At 69.9% G+C, this 15,345-nt stretch carries 14 protein-coding genes; 13 read left to right on the forward strand and 1 reads right to left on the reverse strand.

Annotated elements, in window-relative coordinates; translation table 11 throughout:
• Positions 1-1,230: 1,230 nt before the first annotated feature.
• The 12 genes from Q9Q40_01415 (at position 1,231) to Q9Q40_01470 (ending at position 13,559) form a co-directional block, all read left to right on the forward strand.
• Positions 1,231-1,401, forward strand: a complete 171-nt coding sequence (locus Q9Q40_01415) for a hypothetical protein (GenBank protein ID MDQ7005870.1) — start codon at positions 1,231-1,233, stop codon at positions 1,399-1,401.
• A 168-nt stretch (positions 1,402-1,569) separates the two neighbouring features.
• On the forward strand, positions 1,570-2,574 hold the full coding sequence (hemB, locus tag Q9Q40_01420) for a porphobilinogen synthase (GenBank protein ID MDQ7005871.1): 1,005 nt from the start codon (positions 1,570-1,572) through the stop codon (positions 2,572-2,574).
• Positions 2,571-3,869 (forward strand): glutamate-1-semialdehyde 2,1-aminomutase, encoded by a 1,299-nt coding sequence (gene hemL / locus Q9Q40_01425; GenBank protein MDQ7005872.1) that lies wholly within the window; start codon positions 2,571-2,573, stop codon positions 3,867-3,869. Before hemB ends, hemL begins: the two co-directional genes overlap by 4 nt.
• A gap of 5 nt (positions 3,870-3,874) precedes the next feature.
• Complete coding sequence (hemH, locus tag Q9Q40_01430; GenBank protein MDQ7005873.1) at positions 3,875-4,891, forward strand: ferrochelatase; 1,017 nt, start codon at positions 3,875-3,877, stop codon at positions 4,889-4,891.
• Between the two features lie 75 nt (positions 4,892-4,966).
• The gene (hemA, locus tag Q9Q40_01435) at positions 4,967-6,301 is read left to right on the forward strand and encodes a glutamyl-tRNA reductase (protein ID MDQ7005874.1); all 1,335 of its coding nucleotides are present in this window, start codon (positions 4,967-4,969) and stop codon (positions 6,299-6,301) included.
• Positions 6,302-6,332: 31 nt separating this feature from the next.
• A complete protein-coding gene (gene hemC / locus Q9Q40_01440) occupies positions 6,333-7,235 on the forward strand; it encodes a hydroxymethylbilane synthase (protein ID MDQ7005875.1) in 903 nt (300 codons plus the stop codon).
• Positions 7,236-7,260: 25 nt separating this feature from the next.
• Positions 7,261-8,340, forward strand: coding sequence for a HAMP domain-containing sensor histidine kinase (locus Q9Q40_01445; GenBank protein ID MDQ7005876.1), 1,080 nt, complete (start codon positions 7,261-7,263; stop codon positions 8,338-8,340).
• A complete protein-coding gene (locus Q9Q40_01450; GenBank protein MDQ7005877.1) occupies positions 8,337-9,059 on the forward strand; it encodes a response regulator transcription factor in 723 nt (240 codons plus the stop codon). The genes Q9Q40_01445 and Q9Q40_01450 overlap by 4 nt, the downstream gene beginning before the upstream one ends.
• Entirely contained in the window at positions 9,056-10,072 is a 1,017-nt protein-coding gene (gene hemE, locus Q9Q40_01455) for a uroporphyrinogen decarboxylase (protein MDQ7005878.1), read from the forward strand. Before Q9Q40_01450 ends, hemE begins: the two co-directional genes overlap by 4 nt.
• Complete coding sequence (gene hemN / locus Q9Q40_01460) at positions 10,069-11,475, forward strand: oxygen-independent coproporphyrinogen III oxidase (protein ID MDQ7005879.1); 1,407 nt, start codon at positions 10,069-10,071, stop codon at positions 11,473-11,475. Before hemE ends, hemN begins: the two co-directional genes overlap by 4 nt.
• A 3-nt stretch (positions 11,476-11,478) precedes the next feature.
• Positions 11,479-12,879 (forward strand): protoporphyrinogen oxidase, encoded by a 1,401-nt coding sequence (gene hemG / locus Q9Q40_01465; protein ID MDQ7005880.1) that lies wholly within the window; start codon positions 11,479-11,481, stop codon positions 12,877-12,879.
• Positions 12,876-13,559 (forward strand): TIGR04283 family arsenosugar biosynthesis glycosyltransferase, encoded by a 684-nt coding sequence (locus tag Q9Q40_01470; protein MDQ7005881.1) that lies wholly within the window; start codon positions 12,876-12,878, stop codon positions 13,557-13,559. The genes hemG and Q9Q40_01470 overlap by 4 nt, the downstream gene beginning before the upstream one ends.
• Before the next feature lie 62 nt (positions 13,560-13,621).
• Here Q9Q40_01470 and Q9Q40_01475 read toward each other — a convergent pair whose 3' ends face one another.
• Positions 13,622-14,518 (reverse strand): LysR family transcriptional regulator, encoded by an 897-nt coding sequence (locus Q9Q40_01475; GenBank protein MDQ7005882.1) that lies wholly within the window; start codon positions 14,516-14,518, stop codon positions 13,622-13,624.
• Between the two features lie 122 nt (positions 14,519-14,640).
• Between Q9Q40_01475 and Q9Q40_01480 the strand changes: the two genes are divergently transcribed.
• Positions 14,641-15,312 carry an HD domain-containing protein gene (locus tag Q9Q40_01480; protein MDQ7005883.1) on the forward strand — a complete coding sequence of 224 codons (672 nt, stop codon included), beginning with the start codon at positions 14,641-14,643 and terminating at the stop codon, positions 15,310-15,312.
• Positions 15,313-15,345: the final 33 nt, after the last annotated feature.

Here is a 15,345-nt window from a genome sequence, read left to right on the forward strand (position 1 = left end):
GCCGACCGCCGTTACCAGACACGGGCGAACTCGCCCCACTCGAAAGACAGTACTGGCCGTTCCACTCCCCTGCATCACCAGCCCCTTCGAGTATCCAGCATGCCATCTGAGAAGCGCAGAGACCAGAGCACGCCCCGGCCCCTGCGCAACTGAGCAGAACGATTACTCGCACGCCGGCGGATTCTCCTCGCAAGCCTCGAAGAAATACACCTGACCCGGATTCATCATGCCGACATCTTCCATGAGCATCCGACACTCAGGGCTTCCCCAGCCGTACAGCTCACACTGGATAGCCTTGTCCTGCTTCTGCCTCGGAGTTGCTCATGGTGATCAGCCACACCGTACTTGCCGCGGAAACCAGAACGAGCGCGGTCGCAGCGACTTTCCATCCCCGCGTCATGAGATTCTCCTTCACACAAACCCAATACTTCCGGCTCTCTGAGAGGTCTGCCGGAAACTCCCAGTACTCGATAGCCCCGAGAGAATCCGATCTTCTGCCAACTCCGATTCTCACGCCGAACTGACATTCGCGGGGGCCGACCTGGCAAGGGGGAGGGCGAATGCGAAGAGGATCTAGTACTTCCGCGGAAGCGACTCCGGAAAAGAACCTACTGTGAACGTGACAGACAAGGCCGAGGTGAGGTGAGGTGAGGTGAGGTGAGCAAAACCTGCGCCACGGTTTGCCCGCCGAATTCCCCCGCCTGCTCACAAAACCACTGTCACTCCATCTGGACATCTGACATATCACCAACTATGGACCGCGAATTTAATTATGCACGGTTTCAAGGCGACGTGTCAACAGCCCCGCCGCCGTTCCTGTTGCCAGGCACCTCCCTCATCGCGCCACGCAAGCACATGCAAAGACATCGACTGCTGCTGGGCCGAGTTCAGCTGCCATACGGATGATTGCGGTGAAAGGTACGGTCCCCCGGCACGCCGTGACGGGTCACGAACCCCGGACAGGACGGCGGTGCGCCTCGCCCAGCTCAGGGCCTGCCTCGCCGGTGCTGCCGGCGAACGGGTCGCCTGCATCACTTCGGTCCAGCCACCCACCCTCGCAACGGCGGCGCTCCGATCTACACCACCCGCTCGTGCGAAGCCCCGGAGGTCTACAGCTACGAGGTCTCGGTTCCCGCCGGAGCGGAAGGCCCCTGGCGACTCGAAATCGCGAGCGGACTGGACCCCCACCGGGGCTCGGCAGCCGGGCTCCTCGCTCGCGTCGGGGGCACGGTGAGGGGCAACGGTGCGGTCGTCCTCGGATACGACACCTGGAAGGGCAGCGCGCAGAGGGTCGCCACGGAGGTGAACCTCAGCGCCGGCATCGACACCATCAGCTTCGAGGTCTTTCAGACCGACGCATCCGGCTTCGGCGTGTTCCACCCGCTGCTCTACCGAAGGTGACCTTCTCGTCCGGAAACTAGATCGACCGCCAAAGGCAATTAGCCCCGAACATTCATGGGCGCTTCGGTTCAGACGCCACAACCGGCGGCCGGGTTTCCGCACTCCGGCACTTGCCCCCCGGCCGACTAGCGGTCACCATCGACTCCTACGCCCCGTGGAGGCCTGGCCATGAAGTCCGTCGAAGCAACCGTTCCGGGAAGAGTCCGCCCTCGCCGCCTGCGCCACGGCGCCCTGATGCGCGCCATGGTGCGGGAAACGCGGCTCCACCCCTCCCAACTCATCATGCCCCACTTCGTGCTGCCCACCGACGAGGGCCGTGAGCCCATCGCCTCGATGCCGGGCATCGAGCGCATGGGGCGCACCGAGCTGCTGCGCCGCATAGAAGCGGACGCCAAGCTGGGCGTGCGCAACGTGCTGATCTTCGGCCTGGCGGCGGAGGGTGAAAAGGACCCCCGCGGTACGGCTTCCTCCCATGCGGAGGGCGCGGTCCCGCGGGCCGTGCAGGAAATCAAGAAGCACTTCGGTGACGACCTGCTGGTCATTACCGATGTCTGCCTGTGCGCCTACACCGACCACGGCCACTGCGGCTTCCTCGACGAGCACGGCGAGGTGCTCAACGACCCCTCCCTGGCGCAGCTCGCGGCGATGGCCGTGGCCCACGCCCAGGCGGGGGCCGACGTGGTGGCGCCCTCCGACATGATGGACGGACGGGTCGCCGCCCTGCGGGACGCCCTCGACGAGGCAGGCTGCGAGACGACGGCGATCCTCTCCTACTCGGTGAAGTACGCCTCGGCCTATTACGGCCCCTTCCGCGACGCCGCCGACTCGGCCCCCGGCAAGGGCGACCGCCAGGGCTACCAGATGGACGTGGCCAACGTGCAGGAGGCGGTGCGCGAAGCCCTGCTCGACGTGGAGGAGGGCGCCGACATGCTGATGGTCAAACCCGCCCTGGCCTACCTGGACGTGATCCGCGCCGTGCGGGAGGCGACCCGCCTGCCCCTGGCGGCCTACAACGTCTCGGGCGAGTACTCCGCGGTGAAGGCCGCCGCCGAGAGAGGCTGGCTCGACGAGGGCCGCATCGTGCGCGAGAACCTGCTGGCCATGGCCCGGGCCGGAGCCGACTTGCTGATCACCTACCACGCCAGGCAGGCGCTCGAGGAGGGCTGGCTTTGAGCACCACCAAGAGCAACGCCCAGCTCTTCGAGCGGGCCTGTCGCGTCCTTCCCGGCGGTGTCTCCTCGCCGGTGCGCGCCTATCGTGCCGTGGGCGGCACGCCGCGGGTGATCGTTCGCGGTGAGGGCGCCGAGGTGGTCGACGCCGAGGGGCGCCGCTACCTCGACTTCATCGGTTCCTGGGGCCCCCTGATCGCCGGTCACGCCCGGGAGGAAGTGGTGGCTGCCGTCACGAAGGCCGTCCGCCAGGGTTCGTCTTTCGGCGCCCCCTGCCTGGCCGAGGTCGAGCTGGCCGAGCGGGTCGTGGGCTTCTATCCGGGCATCGAACAGGTGCGTTTCGTCTCCTCGGGCACCGAGGCGACCATGAGCGCCATTCGCCTGGCCCGAGGCGCGACGGGGCGCGACCTGATCGTCAAGTTCTCCGGCTGCTACCACGGCCACGCGGACCACCTGCTCGTGGCGGCAGGCTCGGGACTGGCCACCTTCGGCGAGCCCGCCTCGGCGGGAGTTCCCCGGGCCTTCGCCGAGCTGACCCGCGTGCTGCCCCTCGACGACCCGCGGGCGGTGCAGGAACTCTTCGCCAAGGAGGGCGAGTCCATCGCGGCGGTGATCCTCGAACCGGTTCCCGCCAACAACGGCCTGCTCGTCCCCGCACCGGGCTACCTCGAGGGCCTGCGAGAGCTGACTTCCCGCCACGGCGCGCTGTTGATCTTCGACGAGGTGATCACGGGCTTCCGCGTCGCTCCCGGTGGCGTGGCCCAGCGCAGCGGCGTGACCCCCGACCTGGTGACCTTCGGCAAGGTGATCGGCGGCGGTCTGCCCGTGGGCGCTTTTGGTGCGCGACGGGGCCTGATGCAACACCTGGCCCCCGACGGCCCGGTCTACCAGGCCGGCACCCTCTCGGGCAACCCCCTGGCCATGGCCGCGGGACTCGCCGCCCTGGACGTGATGGCCGCAAACAACGGCTGGCGGCAACTCGAGGAGATCGGGCGCCAGCTCGACGAGCACCTGGCCCCTGTCCTCGCCAGGGCGCCCTTCCCCATCACCCTCGTTCGCCTGGGCTCGATCTTCTGGCTCGCCCTGGGCGCCGAGAGCGCACCACGCAGCGCCGAACAGATTCCGGAGAAGGGAGCCGAACTCTTCAAACCACTGTTCGCCGGCCTGCTCGAGCGAGGGATCATGATCGCCCCTTCCGCCTACGAGGTGGGATTCCTCTCCCTGGCCCACCGGGAGGAGCACGTCGAGCGTCTGGCCGGAGCCCTGGCGGAGATCTTCGCTGCCTGGCCCGGGGAGTAGCCACGGTGGCCGGCGGCGAGAGCGGGGGCGACGCGCCCCTGGTGCTGCTGGCCAACCTGGGCACCCCCACCGAGCCGACCCCCGAGGCGGTCGCCACCTTCCTCCGGGAGTTCCTCTCCGACCCCTGGGTCGTGGACTGGCCCCGCTGGCTGTGGAAGCCCGTGCTGGAGGGGCTGGTCCTGCGGCGCCGGCCGCCGCGGGTCGCTGCCCTCTACAGGGAACTGTGGACCGACGAGGGTTCCCCTCTTCTCGCCGGCACACAGCGCCTGGCCCGCGCCCTGGAACGCCGCCTGGAGCGGCGGGCCACGGTGCGCGCCGTGCTGCGCTACGGCCCCGAAAACATCGAGCAGCAGGTCAGGCGCCACATGGCAGAATCCTCCTCGCCCTGCGTCGTACTGCCCCTCTTCGCCCAGCGCACCGGCTCGACCACCGGCACGATCGCCGGGGCGGCCGAAGCGGGTGCCTCGGCCGCGCCCGGGCGCCTGTGCCTCGCTCGGCTCGCCGCCGATGATCCCGACTACGTGGCGGCCCTGGCAGCGACTTTCGAGCAAGCCGTGGCGGAGAAGGTCGCTCCCCCTCGACACCTGCTGGTTTCCTTCCACGGCGTACCGGTCTCCCACGAGCGGCGGGACGGGGGGATCTACGCCCGGGAGTGCCGGGCCACTTTCCAGGCCCTGCTCGAGCGCCTTGCCTGGCCTGCCGAGAGGGCCACCCTCTGCTTTCAGTCCCGCTTCGGTCCGGGAAAGTGGCTGACCCCCGCCACCGAGCCGCAACTGGTCGATCTGGCCCGGCGGGGTGTCACCCGCGTCGCTCTGATCGCCCCCGGCTTTCTCACCGAAGGGCTCGAGACCCTCGAGGAACTCGACCTGCGCGCCGCCACCGCTTTTCGCCGGGCGGGCGGCGAGGACTTTCTCCGGGTGCCCGCCCTCGAAGACCACCCGAGGCTCGTCGCCGGCCTCGAGACAGCCGTCTGCCGCACCCTGGAGCGGGCTCCTTCGCCGGCCGAGGGGCGCCATGGCTGACAAATCTGCTAACCTCGTTCCTTCTCCCTGACCCACGCCCCCGGGCGGCTCGCTGCAGGCATCACGGAGGCCTTGATGGATCGTGTCGGCATCGTCGGACTCTCTTGGCGCGAGGGGGGAACCCAGACCCTGGCGGGCTTCACGATTCCCGCCGAGGAAAGAGAAGCCCGACTGCCTCGCCTGCTCGAGGAGATCGACGCCGAAGAAGTGGTCTATCTGGCCACCTGCAACCGGGTGGAAGTGGTTTTCGTCGCCCGGCCCCGCGCGCCCTTGCGCTCCTATCGCCCCCGTATCTTCCAGGCCCTGGTGGGGCGCGCCCCCGAGCCCGGAGAGGCCCAGCGCTACCTCAAGGCCTGGGCCGGCGAGGGCGCCGTCGAACACCTGTTCTGTGTCGCCTGCGGGCTGGAGTCGGCCCGGGTGGGGGAGAGCGAGATCACCGGCCAGGTACGCGAGGCCTGGCAGCTCGCCCGGCGTGTGGGTACGGGCGGCCGACGCCTCGAACGCTGCTTCCAGCAGGCCCTGAAGGTGGCCGCGGACGTTCACGCCTCCACCGCTATCGCCGAAGGCCGCACTTCCCTGGCCGAAATCGCCATCGAGCATGCCCTCGAGCGCCTCGAACACACGCCGGGGCGGGCCGCCGTGGTCGGCGTCTCGCCGATGACCGTGCGCTGTGCGCGGGCCCTGGCCGAAGCCGGGCAGAAGGTGATCGTGGTCAATCGCACGGCGGAACGGGCCCTGGGCCTGGCCGGGGAGATCGGCGGCAGCGGCCGCACCCTCGAAGAGTTCAGCCACGACCCGGACCCGGTGGAAGTGTTGATCCTGGCCACCGGCGCGCCGGGAGCCGTGATCGGCCGGGCCACCCTGGAGCGGCTCTCCGCACGCTCGCCCTCGGGACAACCACCGCTGGTGATCGACATGGCCGTCCCCCCCGACGTGGAGCCGGCCGACGCCCGGGCCGCGGGCACGCCACGGCTCGGCATGGAAGAGATCATCGCCGAGGCCGACAGCCACCGCAGCGAACGCATCTCCCGTGCCGCCGCCGCCCGCGAGATGGTCGACAACGCCCTGCTCGACTTCCGCCAGAAGATGACGGAGTGGGCCTTGTCTCCGATGCTCGGCGCCCTCCAGCGGCGCTACCGCCAGACCGCCCTCGAGGGGGTCGAGCGCCTGATGCGCAAAGAGCTGTCCCAGCTCGGCCCGGAGCAGAAGGAGGCCGTCGAGCAGTGGGCCGTGACCCTCGCCCGGCGCTTCGCCCACGTCCCCAGCGTGGGCTTGCGCGCCGTGGCCATGCACAAGGGCCTCGAGGCGATCGACACTTTCTTCGCCCACGCCGACAAGCAGCTCGCCGCCGAGTGGCAGCGGCTGCAGTCGGCCCCCGACGGGAAGGCCATGGATGGCGAGAAGAAATGAGCGCCTGCCGGCACCTCCCCGGAGACCCCCCATGCTGATTCGCATCGGCACCCGTGGCTCGGCCCTGGCCCGGACCCAGACCGCCTCCATGGCCAGCCGGATCGAGGCCCTCGGCCACCAGACCGAGATCGTGATCATCCGCACCCAGGGCGACAAGGACCAGGTACGCCCCTTCGCCGAGGTGGGTGCTCCCGGCCTCTTCGTCCGCGAGATCGAGACCGCCCTGCTCGAAGAACGCGTCGACCTGGCCGTGCACTCTTTCAAGGACCTGCCGACCCAGAGCCCCCCCGAACTGAGCATCGTCGCCATGCCCGAGCGGGTCGACCCCGCCGACCTGCTCCTGGTTCCCGCGGACGCACTCGAGACGGAGGCGGGGGCCCTCCCCCTGCGCGAAGGCGCAACGGTGGGCACGGCATCCCTGCGCCGGCAGAAACTCCTCGCCGCACTGCGCCCCGACCTGCAGGTCCAGTCCCTCCGCGGCAACGTACCGACGCGGGTGCAGCGGCTGAAGGAAGGTGCCTACGACGCCATCCTGCTCGCCGCAGCGGGGCTCGACCGCCTCCGCGCCGCCGGCGAGTCCAGCCTGGACCTCAGCGGTGTGGAGCTGGTGCGTCTCGACCCCGCGCTCTTCGTTCCCGCCCCCTCCCAGGGCGCGCTGGCCCTCCAGGCCCGCGCCACCGACCGCGACGTGCAGGCAGCCGTCCAGCCCCTGCACCAGGCGGACGCGGCGCGGGCCGTACTCGCCGAGCGGGAACTCCAGCGCCTGGTGGAAGGCGGTTGCCAGCTCCCCTTCGGTGCCTGGTGCCAGACCCTGCCCGGCGGGAAGTTGCGGCTGCATGCGGTGATCGATCGGGGAGCGGGCTTGCGCCGGGCGGAGGCCGAGGGAAGCGACCCTCTCTCCCTGGCCCGGCGGGTCTTCGACGAGTTGGAGTAGAACGGCTGGGGAAGGCACGGCCAAGATGGAAAGAACCCGGCTGATCCAGATCGGCTTCATCGTGCTCCTGGGGGTTTGCGCCGCCCAGGCGGGGTGGTGGCTGCTCGACCAGGTGCTCGACATCCGCGCCAACCGCGCAGCCGTCGAAGAGCACCTGCTGCGCGATCGCCGGGTGGCGCGGATGCTGCTCGAACAGGGCGCTGCTCCCGGGGAGGTGGAGGCGATTTTCGACGAGTTGATCTTCCGTGACGGAGAGGTGCACCTCGATCCCGACCACCTGGCAGCGCTGCACGAGCAGGGGCGGCGGCGCCTGTCGCGCTACGCCTGGGAGGGCGCCTTCTTCCTCGGCGTGCTGCTTTCAGGCATCGTGGTGCTCTGGCGCACGCTGGGAGAAGAGGCCCTGCTCAAGCGGCGGCAGCAGAACTTCCTCGCCGCCGTGGGCCACGAACTCAAGAGCCCCCTGGCCAGCATCCGCCTGGCCGCCGAAACCCTCAAGCTGAGGGATCCTCCTCCCGCAAGACGACAGAAGTTGCTCGGCCGGGTGCTGGCCAATCTCTCCCGTGTCGAGGCGATGGTGCGCAACCTGCTCGACGCCGCCCGACTCGACGAGGGCCGACTGCATCTGTCTCCCGAGCGGGTAGTCCTGGCGCGGGCGGCTCACAACGCCATGGCCGGGATCGAAGACCGCCTCGCTGCGGCGGGAGCCGAACTGCAGGTGGCGATCCCCGAAGATCTCGAAGTGCTCGCTGACCCGGCCGCGGTGGAGACGGTGCTCGCCAACCTGGTGGACAATGCCCGCAAGGCGGTGGCCCGGGCCGGAGGCGGCCGGATCGAGGTGCGAGCCCGCCGCCGCGGACGCCGGGTGGAGGTCGAGGTGCGGGACGAGGGCGTCGGTTTCGCCCCCGTCCTGGCCCCGCGACTGTTCGACAAGTTCTACCGCCCGGGTGACGAGATGCGGCGCAGCGGAGAGGGCTCGGGCCTGGGCCTGTACATCGTCCGCCGCCTGCAGCGGCTGGCCGGTGGCGGCATCGAGGCGCACAGTGATGGCCCCGGTCACGGCGCGGTCTTCACCGCCTGGTGGCCGGCGGCCGGAGGGCAGAAATGACGGCGAGCGCGAAGGCGAGGATCCTGATCGTCGAAGACGAGCAGGATCTGGCCGAGGGGATCCGCGAAAACCTCCAGGACGAGGGCTACGAAAGCGTGGTGGAAGGGGACGGCGAGGCCGCCCTGGCCCGGGCTCTCGAGGAAGATTTCGATCTGCTGCTACTGGACGTGATGCTCCCCGGCCTCGACGGCTTCACCATCTGCGAACGCATCCGGCACGCGGGCCGCGACGTGCCGGTGCTCTTTCTCACCGCCCGCGGCACCCTGGACGACCGGCTGCGGGGCCTGGGGGCCGGCGGCGACGACTACCTGCCCAAACCCTTCCACCTCGGTGAGCTGCTGGCGCGCATCGAGGCGATCCTGCGCCGACGCTTGTGGCTGACCCGCGGTACGACCGGGAAGATCCTGACCTTCGGCGACAACGAAATCGATCTCGCAACCCGGGAGGTGAAGACCTGGGACGGAGCGCACTTCGAGCTGACCACCCGGGAGGCCGGTGTGCTCGCGGCCCTGGCCGCCGAGCCCGGCGAGACCGTCACGCGGGAGACGATCCTGGAGAAGGTCTGGGGCCGTGAACTGCTACCCTCGACCCGTGCGATCCTGGCCATCGTGGAAAGCCTCCGCAGCCGCCTGGAGCGTGAACCCGAAGCCCCCCGCCACCTGCACACCGTTCGAGGCGTCGGCTACCGGCTGACCCTCGAGCCCGAGGACCCCCGATGAACGACCTCTTGCTTCGCGCCCTGCGCGGTGAACCCACCGAGCGCCGCCCCCTGTGGATCATGCGCCAGGCGGGGCGCTACCTTCCCGAATACCGCGAGCTGCGCGAGCGCCACAGCTTCGAGGAACTGAGCACGACTCCCGAGCTGGCCGCGGAAGTGACCCTGATGCCCATCGAGCGCTTTCCCCTCGACGGGGCCATCGTCTTCGCCGACCTGATGAGCCCGGTGGCGGCCCTCGGTGTCGAGGTGCGCTTCGACCCGGGACCGGTCACCGACCGCACGATCCGCACCGCCCGCGACCTGGCCACCCTGGCCGAACCCCGCTCCGGAGAGATTGCGCCGGAGGTCTGCCGGACCCTCGCGCTGGTGCGCGAGCGCCTCGACGGCCGGGCGACCCTGCTGGGCTTCGCCGGCGCTCCCTGGTCGGTGGCGGCCTACCTGGTGGAAGGCCGGGGCAAGCGGGACTTCCCCGCCTTGCGGGCCCTGGCGGCCAGCGCGCCGGAGGTCCTCGACGAGCTGCTCGCGCGCCTGACGGAGCTTTCGGCCCTCTACCTGGCCGACCAGGTCGAGGCGGGCGCCCAGGCCGTGCAGATCTTCGACTCCTGGGCCGGCATGCTCTCGCCCAGGACCTGGCGCCGGATCGTCCGGCCCCACCTGCTGCGGTTGCTCGAGAAGACAGAGTCCATCGGCGTACCGCGCATCCTTTTTCTCCACGGCGCGCCCCACCTGCTCGAGGAGATGATCGAGCTTCCCGCCGAGGCTTTCTCTTTCGACTGGCGAGTGGACCTCGAGGACGTGCGCCGGCGTCTCGGGCCGGATCGCGCCGTCCAGGGCAACCTGGATCCGGCGATCCTCACCGCCGGCCCCGAAGCCACCGCCACCGCGGCCCGGGATCTGCTATCCCGGGTCGAACCCCGGGGACACGTGGTCAACCTCGGTCACGGCATCACCCCCGACGCCCCCATCGAAAGCGTCGAGGCCCTGGTGCGGGTGGTGCAGGAGGAACGGCGATGAGCGGCAGCAAGCAGCAAGGAGACTGGGAAGCCACCGCGCGGCTGCTCGAGCGCTACGACAGCCCGGGACCACGCTACACCAGCTATCCCACCGCGGTGGAGTTCCACGAGGGCATCGACGCGGCGGCCTACGCCGAGCGCCTGGCCCTCGCCGCCGCGCATCCCGACGAGCCCCTGTCGATCTACGTGCATCTCCCCTTCTGCGAGGAACGCTGCCTGTTCTGCGGCTGTCACGTGATCATCACCCCCCACAAGGATCGCGCCCGCCCCTATCTGGAGTTGCTGCGCCGCGAGGTCGACATGGTGGCCGAAGCCCTCGGCCGGCGGCGCTCGGTCTCCCAGCTCCACCTGGGAGGGGGCACGCCCACCTATCACGAGCCGGAGGAGTTACGGCGCGTGCTGGCCCACATCCTCGGTGCCTTCCACCCGACGAAGGACGCCGAACTGGCGGTGGAGGTCGACCCCCGGGTGACCCGCATCGAACACCTGGACGTGCTGGCGGAATTCGGTTTCAACAGGATTTCCATGGGGGTGCAGGACTTCACTCCCCGGGTGCAGCAAGCCATCGGCAGAGTCCAGAGCGAGGAGGCCACCCGCACTCTGGTGGAGGCGGCCCGGGAACGCGGCTTCAAAGGCATCAACATCGACCTGATCTACGGCCTGCCCCATCAGCAGCTCGAGTCCTTCGCCCGCACGGTGGACGCGGTGATCGGCATGGAGGCCGACCGCTGCGCAGTGTACTCCTTCGCCTTCGTCCCCTGGATCCGCGGCCACCAGAAGAAGCTGATCGAGGCGGACCTGCCTTCGAGGGAAACCAAGTTCTCCCTTTTCGCCCGGGCGCGCGAACAATTCCTCGCGGCGGGCTATCGCGCCATCGGCATGGACCACTTCGCGCGGCCCGACGATGAGCTGGCCATCGCCCGCGAGGAGGGCCGCCTGCGACGCAATTTCCAGGGCTACACGGTGATCCCGGCCTCGGACGTGATCGGCGTGGGTATCTCCGCCATCGGGGATGTCAAGGGGCTGCACGTACAGAACGAAAAGAAACTCTCCCGCTACCAGGCCGCCATAGAAGCCGGGCGCCTGCCGGTGGAGCGGGGGGTGGCCCGGACCGAAGACGACGAGATCCGCCGGGAGGTGATCCACGAACTGATGTGCAACGGCCGGGTGGACTTCGCCCGGGTGGAAGAGCGCTTCGGCATTCGCTTCGATGAGTACTTTGCCCGGGATCTGGCCGAACTGCAGGAACACGCCGACACGGGGATGGTGACCATCAGCGCCGACACCATCGAGGCCACGCCCCTGGGCGAACTCTTCATCCGCAACCTGGCGCGCTGCTTCGACCGCTACTGGCGGGAGAAACATGCCGACGGTGACAGCCCCGTCTTCAGCCGGACGGTGTAGACCATGCCGCGGCTGGTGGTCGTGGGAGGCGGCATCTCGGGCCTGGCGGCCGCCGTGGCCGCCAGGCGCCGAGCCGAGCAGGCCGGGCGCGGTCTCGAGGTGCTTGTCGTCGAGAAGGACGATCGCTGCGGCGGCAAGGCCCTGACCGTGGCCCAGGATGGCTACCTCTTCGAGGGCGGCCCCACCGGCTACCTCGACAACGAGCCGTTGCTCGACGAGTTGGTGCGCGCGGTGGGCCTGACGCCCCTGCCGGCAAACGACGCGGCCGCCCGGCGCTTCATCGTGCGTGGGGGGAAGTTGCGGGAAGTCTCCGCCAACCCCCTCCGCTTCGCGCTCTCCGGGCTGCTCTCCCCTTTCGGCATGGCGCGGGTTCTGGCCGAGCCCTGGATTCGTCCGGGCAAGGGTGACGACGAGGAGTCCATCTTCGACTTCGCCCACCGCCGCCTGGGACGGGAGATCGCCGAGAGGATGATCGCACCGATGGTGCTGGGCGTCTTTGCCGGGGACGCCCGCCAACTTTCCGCCGCGGCGGCCTTTCCCCGGCTCGTGGAACTCGAGCAGCAGCATGGTTCACTGATTCGCGCCCTGCTGGCCCTGCGTCGCCGGCGCAAGCTGCAAGGCTCGCCCACGGGACCGGCGGGCAAGCTGACATCTTTCGAAGGCGGACTCGAGACCCTGCCCCAGGCCCTGGCGACGAGGGGCGGCGTGGAGGTGCAGACCGGCGCGGCCGTCGAGAGCCTCGAGGCCGCCGAGGGGGTCGGCTACCGCCTGCGCATCGGCGGCCGCGCTCAGAGCCTCGAGGCCGACGCCGTAGTCCTCGCCGGAGAATGCTGGGCCATGGCGGGGCTGCTCGAGGGCCTGGCGCCCACCGCGGCACGGATCCTCGAGGCGATTCCCACACCTCCGGTCACGGTCGTCGCCCTGGGCTACGGGCCGGCGATGAGGGGAGCCGTGCCGGTGGGATTCGGCGCCCTGATCCCCCGCGGTGAAGACCTGCGCATCCTCGGCTGCCTGTGGGACAGCCATCTCTTCCCAGGCCGGGAGCCCGCCGGACATCTGCTCATGCGGGTGATGCTCGGCGGCAGTGCCGACCCCCAGGCGGCGGGCCTGGACGACGCAACGATGCTGGCCCAGGTCACCGGCGAGCTGCGCCGCCTCTTCCCGCGCTTGACCGAGGCGCCGGTCTTCCATCGCATCGTGCGCTGGCCCCGGGCGATTCCCCAGTACGAACCCGGCCACCTGCGCCGGGTAGAAGCGCTGCGCGGCGATCTGGCCCGCCATCCCCGCCTCTTCGTGGCCGGCAACGCCCTCGAGGGCATCGCCTTCACCAAGGCGGCGGCGGCAGGAGTGCGGGCCGGACAGGCCGCCGCGGCGCAGCTCCTGGGGTTGGAAGCGACCCGGTGAAACTCTCGGTGGTGATCCCCGCCCTCGACGAGGAGCAGGGGATCTCTGCGACCCTCGCCGCCCTCCAGCCGGCCCGCCGGCTCGGTCACGAAGTGGTCCTGGTCGACGGCGGCAGCGCGGACCGCACCCGGGAACGGGCCCGACCGCTGGTGGACCGCCTGCTGGACAGCCCGGCCGGACGCGCCGGGCAGATGAACCGGGGAGCCGCCGAGGCCTGCGGCGACGGGCTGCTCTTCCTCCACGCCGACACCCTCGTGCCGGAGAACTTCGTCGCGGCCATCACCGGGGCTTTCCGCGCCGGCGCCGGCTGGGGCCGCTTCGACCTGCGTCTGGACGGGGCTCCCAGGGTCCTGCGGCTGGTGGAGACGATGATCAACCTCCGCTCGCGGCTCAGCGGCATCGCCACCGGGGACCAGGGGATCTTCGTCCGCCGGGATCTCTTCGAAGACGTCGGAGGCTACGCTTCCCTGCCGCTGATGGAGGACATCGAACTCAGCCGCCGCCTGAAGCGCCGCGGCCCGCCGGCCTGCCTGCGGGAACGGGTGATCACTTCGTCCCGGCGCTGGGAGCAGCAGGGCATCGCCCGGACGATCCTCCTGATGTGGTGGCTGCGTGCGCGCTACGCTCTCGGCGTCGATCCAGCCCGCCTGGCCCGGGCCTACCGCCGCCACGGCGGTTGAGGACACCCCGTCCGCGGCTTCCTTCGCCCTTCCTGCTCCGACCGCCCCCCGGGGCCGAGGGTTCAACCCTTCGCCTTCAGGTGGTCGGCAAAGTGCCGCGCGGCGGCGGGAAGGGCCGTCGACGCCCGATGGATCACGCCGTAGCTCTCCGGGGGAAAGGCCGGTCGGGGACGCAGCACACGCAGCCTGCGACGCTCGGCCGGCCTCAGGCAGAAGAAGGGAACCACAGCCAGGCCGAGCCCGGCACCCACCGCCGCTTTGATCACTTCCCAGCCGCCCGCCTCCGCGCCGACCTGGAGTGATTTCCCGGCACCGGCCAGGGCCGCTTCCACCAGGGCGCGAGAACGCGCGGGCGGCGGCGGCAGCACGAAAGGGTACCGCGCGAGCGCAGCCACGCCGGGCCGTGCGGGCAGGTCCGTCGCCGGTGGAGCGATGACCACCCGCGGCGTACGCCACACCTCCGTGTACGCCAGATCTTCCGGGAGATCGCCCGCCGAGCGAATCGCCAGGTCGATCTCCGCCACCCTCAGTTGCTCGAGGGCGTGCCGACGCGGCTGGACCGAGAGGTGGACCTGGACCTGCGGATGCCGGCGGCGAAACGCCGCCAGCACCGCGGGAAGCCGGTAGAGACTCACCGCTTCCCCCGCCCCGATTCGGAGGCGGCCGCCAAGGCGACCCGAGAGGCGCGCACTGACGACTCCGGGCAGATCCTGCCATTGTTCGAGCAGAGCCGCCGCCGGTTCGAGAAAAGCCCGACCGGCTTCGGTGAGCGCCTTGCGCCGGCCCGCCTTCTCCAGCAGCACCAGGCCGATTTCCTCCTCGAGGGCAGCGACGGCCATCGAGACAGCGGGCTGCGAAAGGTGCAGCAGCGCGGCGGCCTGACGAAAGGTACCCGTGCGGGCCACCGCCACGAAAGCACGCACCCGGTCCAGCGAGAGAGAGTTCCAGTGATAAGTCATGCGCAAGTTTTACATAAAAATGTTTGTATGGACAAATAGGACGATTGCGCCCAAGATCACCTTGTCGGGGAACAGGGACCCCACGAACGCGTCAAACCTCCTCTCCCTGTGCAGAGGATGCCATGTCCAAGGCAAAGGCAGCAGTCCGTTTTCCCGCCGCCGCTCTCGGCCAGGCCCTGGCCTACGCCGCAGAGGTTCATGCCGACCAGAACCGCAAGGGCGGCGACACCCCCTACTTCGCCCATCCGATGCTCGCCGCGACCCTCGCCATGGAGTACGGCGCCGACCTGGAGCAGGTCCAGGCCGCCTTGCTGCACGATGTGCTCGAGGACGGCCGTGGCAGCGGCCCGGAAAAACGGGAGAGGCTGCGACGCAGCTTCGGCGAACGGGTCTACGCCATGGTGGACCTGTGCACCGACTCGGACACCGACTCCGCTTGCGGTCCCAAGGCTGAATGGCTACCACGCAAGCAAGCCTACCTCGAGCGCCTCGCGGCGGCGGATGCCGACGCCCGGTTGGTGGCGGCGGCGGACAAACTGGCCAACGTGCTGACGACCCTCTTCGACCTCCGGCGGCACGGATCAACGACCTGGAAGCGATTTCGCCAGGGCCGGGAGGCGATGCTGTGGTACTACCGCCGCTGTGTCGCGGCGTTGCGACAAGGCGAGAGCCCCCAGGGCTTGCGCCAACTGCTCACCGAACTCGAAGCCCGTATCGCGGAACTCGAGAACGGGGATCCCCCCCACGGCGCCGCTTCCCGCGACGCGGCCTCCGGTCGAGGTCCCGGCTGCTAGGGCCGGAAACAGCCGACCCGCATGAAAAGGGCC

Source organism: Acidobacteriota bacterium (assembly GCA_030949985.1).
Classification (GTDB): domain Bacteria; phylum Acidobacteriota; class Polarisedimenticolia; order J045; family J045; genus JALTMS01.

Coding starts and splice junctions, on each gene's coding strand:
- hemB (MDQ7005871.1), top strand. CDS start 1,570: ATGAAGTCCGTCGAAGCAACCGTTCCGGGAAGAGTCCGCCCTCGCCGC.
- hemA (MDQ7005874.1), top strand. CDS start 4,967: ATGGATCGTGTCGGCATCGTCGGACTCTCTTGGCGCGAGGGGGGAACC.
- hemC (MDQ7005875.1), top strand. CDS start 6,333: ATGCTGATTCGCATCGGCACCCGTGGCTCGGCCCTGGCCCGGACCCAG.
- Q9Q40_01445 (MDQ7005876.1), top strand. CDS start 7,261: ATGGAAAGAACCCGGCTGATCCAGATCGGCTTCATCGTGCTCCTGGGG.
- Q9Q40_01450 (MDQ7005877.1), top strand. CDS start 8,337: ATGACGGCGAGCGCGAAGGCGAGGATCCTGATCGTCGAAGACGAGCAG.
- hemE (MDQ7005878.1), top strand. CDS start 9,056: ATGAACGACCTCTTGCTTCGCGCCCTGCGCGGTGAACCCACCGAGCGC.
- hemN (MDQ7005879.1), top strand. CDS start 10,069: ATGAGCGGCAGCAAGCAGCAAGGAGACTGGGAAGCCACCGCGCGGCTG.
- hemG (MDQ7005880.1), top strand. CDS start 11,479: ATGCCGCGGCTGGTGGTCGTGGGAGGCGGCATCTCGGGCCTGGCGGCC.
- Q9Q40_01475 (MDQ7005882.1), bottom strand. CDS start 14,518: ATGACTTATCACTGGAACTCTCTCTCGCTGGACCGGGTGCGTGCTTTC.
- Q9Q40_01480 (MDQ7005883.1), top strand. CDS start 14,641: ATGTCCAAGGCAAAGGCAGCAGTCCGTTTTCCCGCCGCCGCTCTCGGC.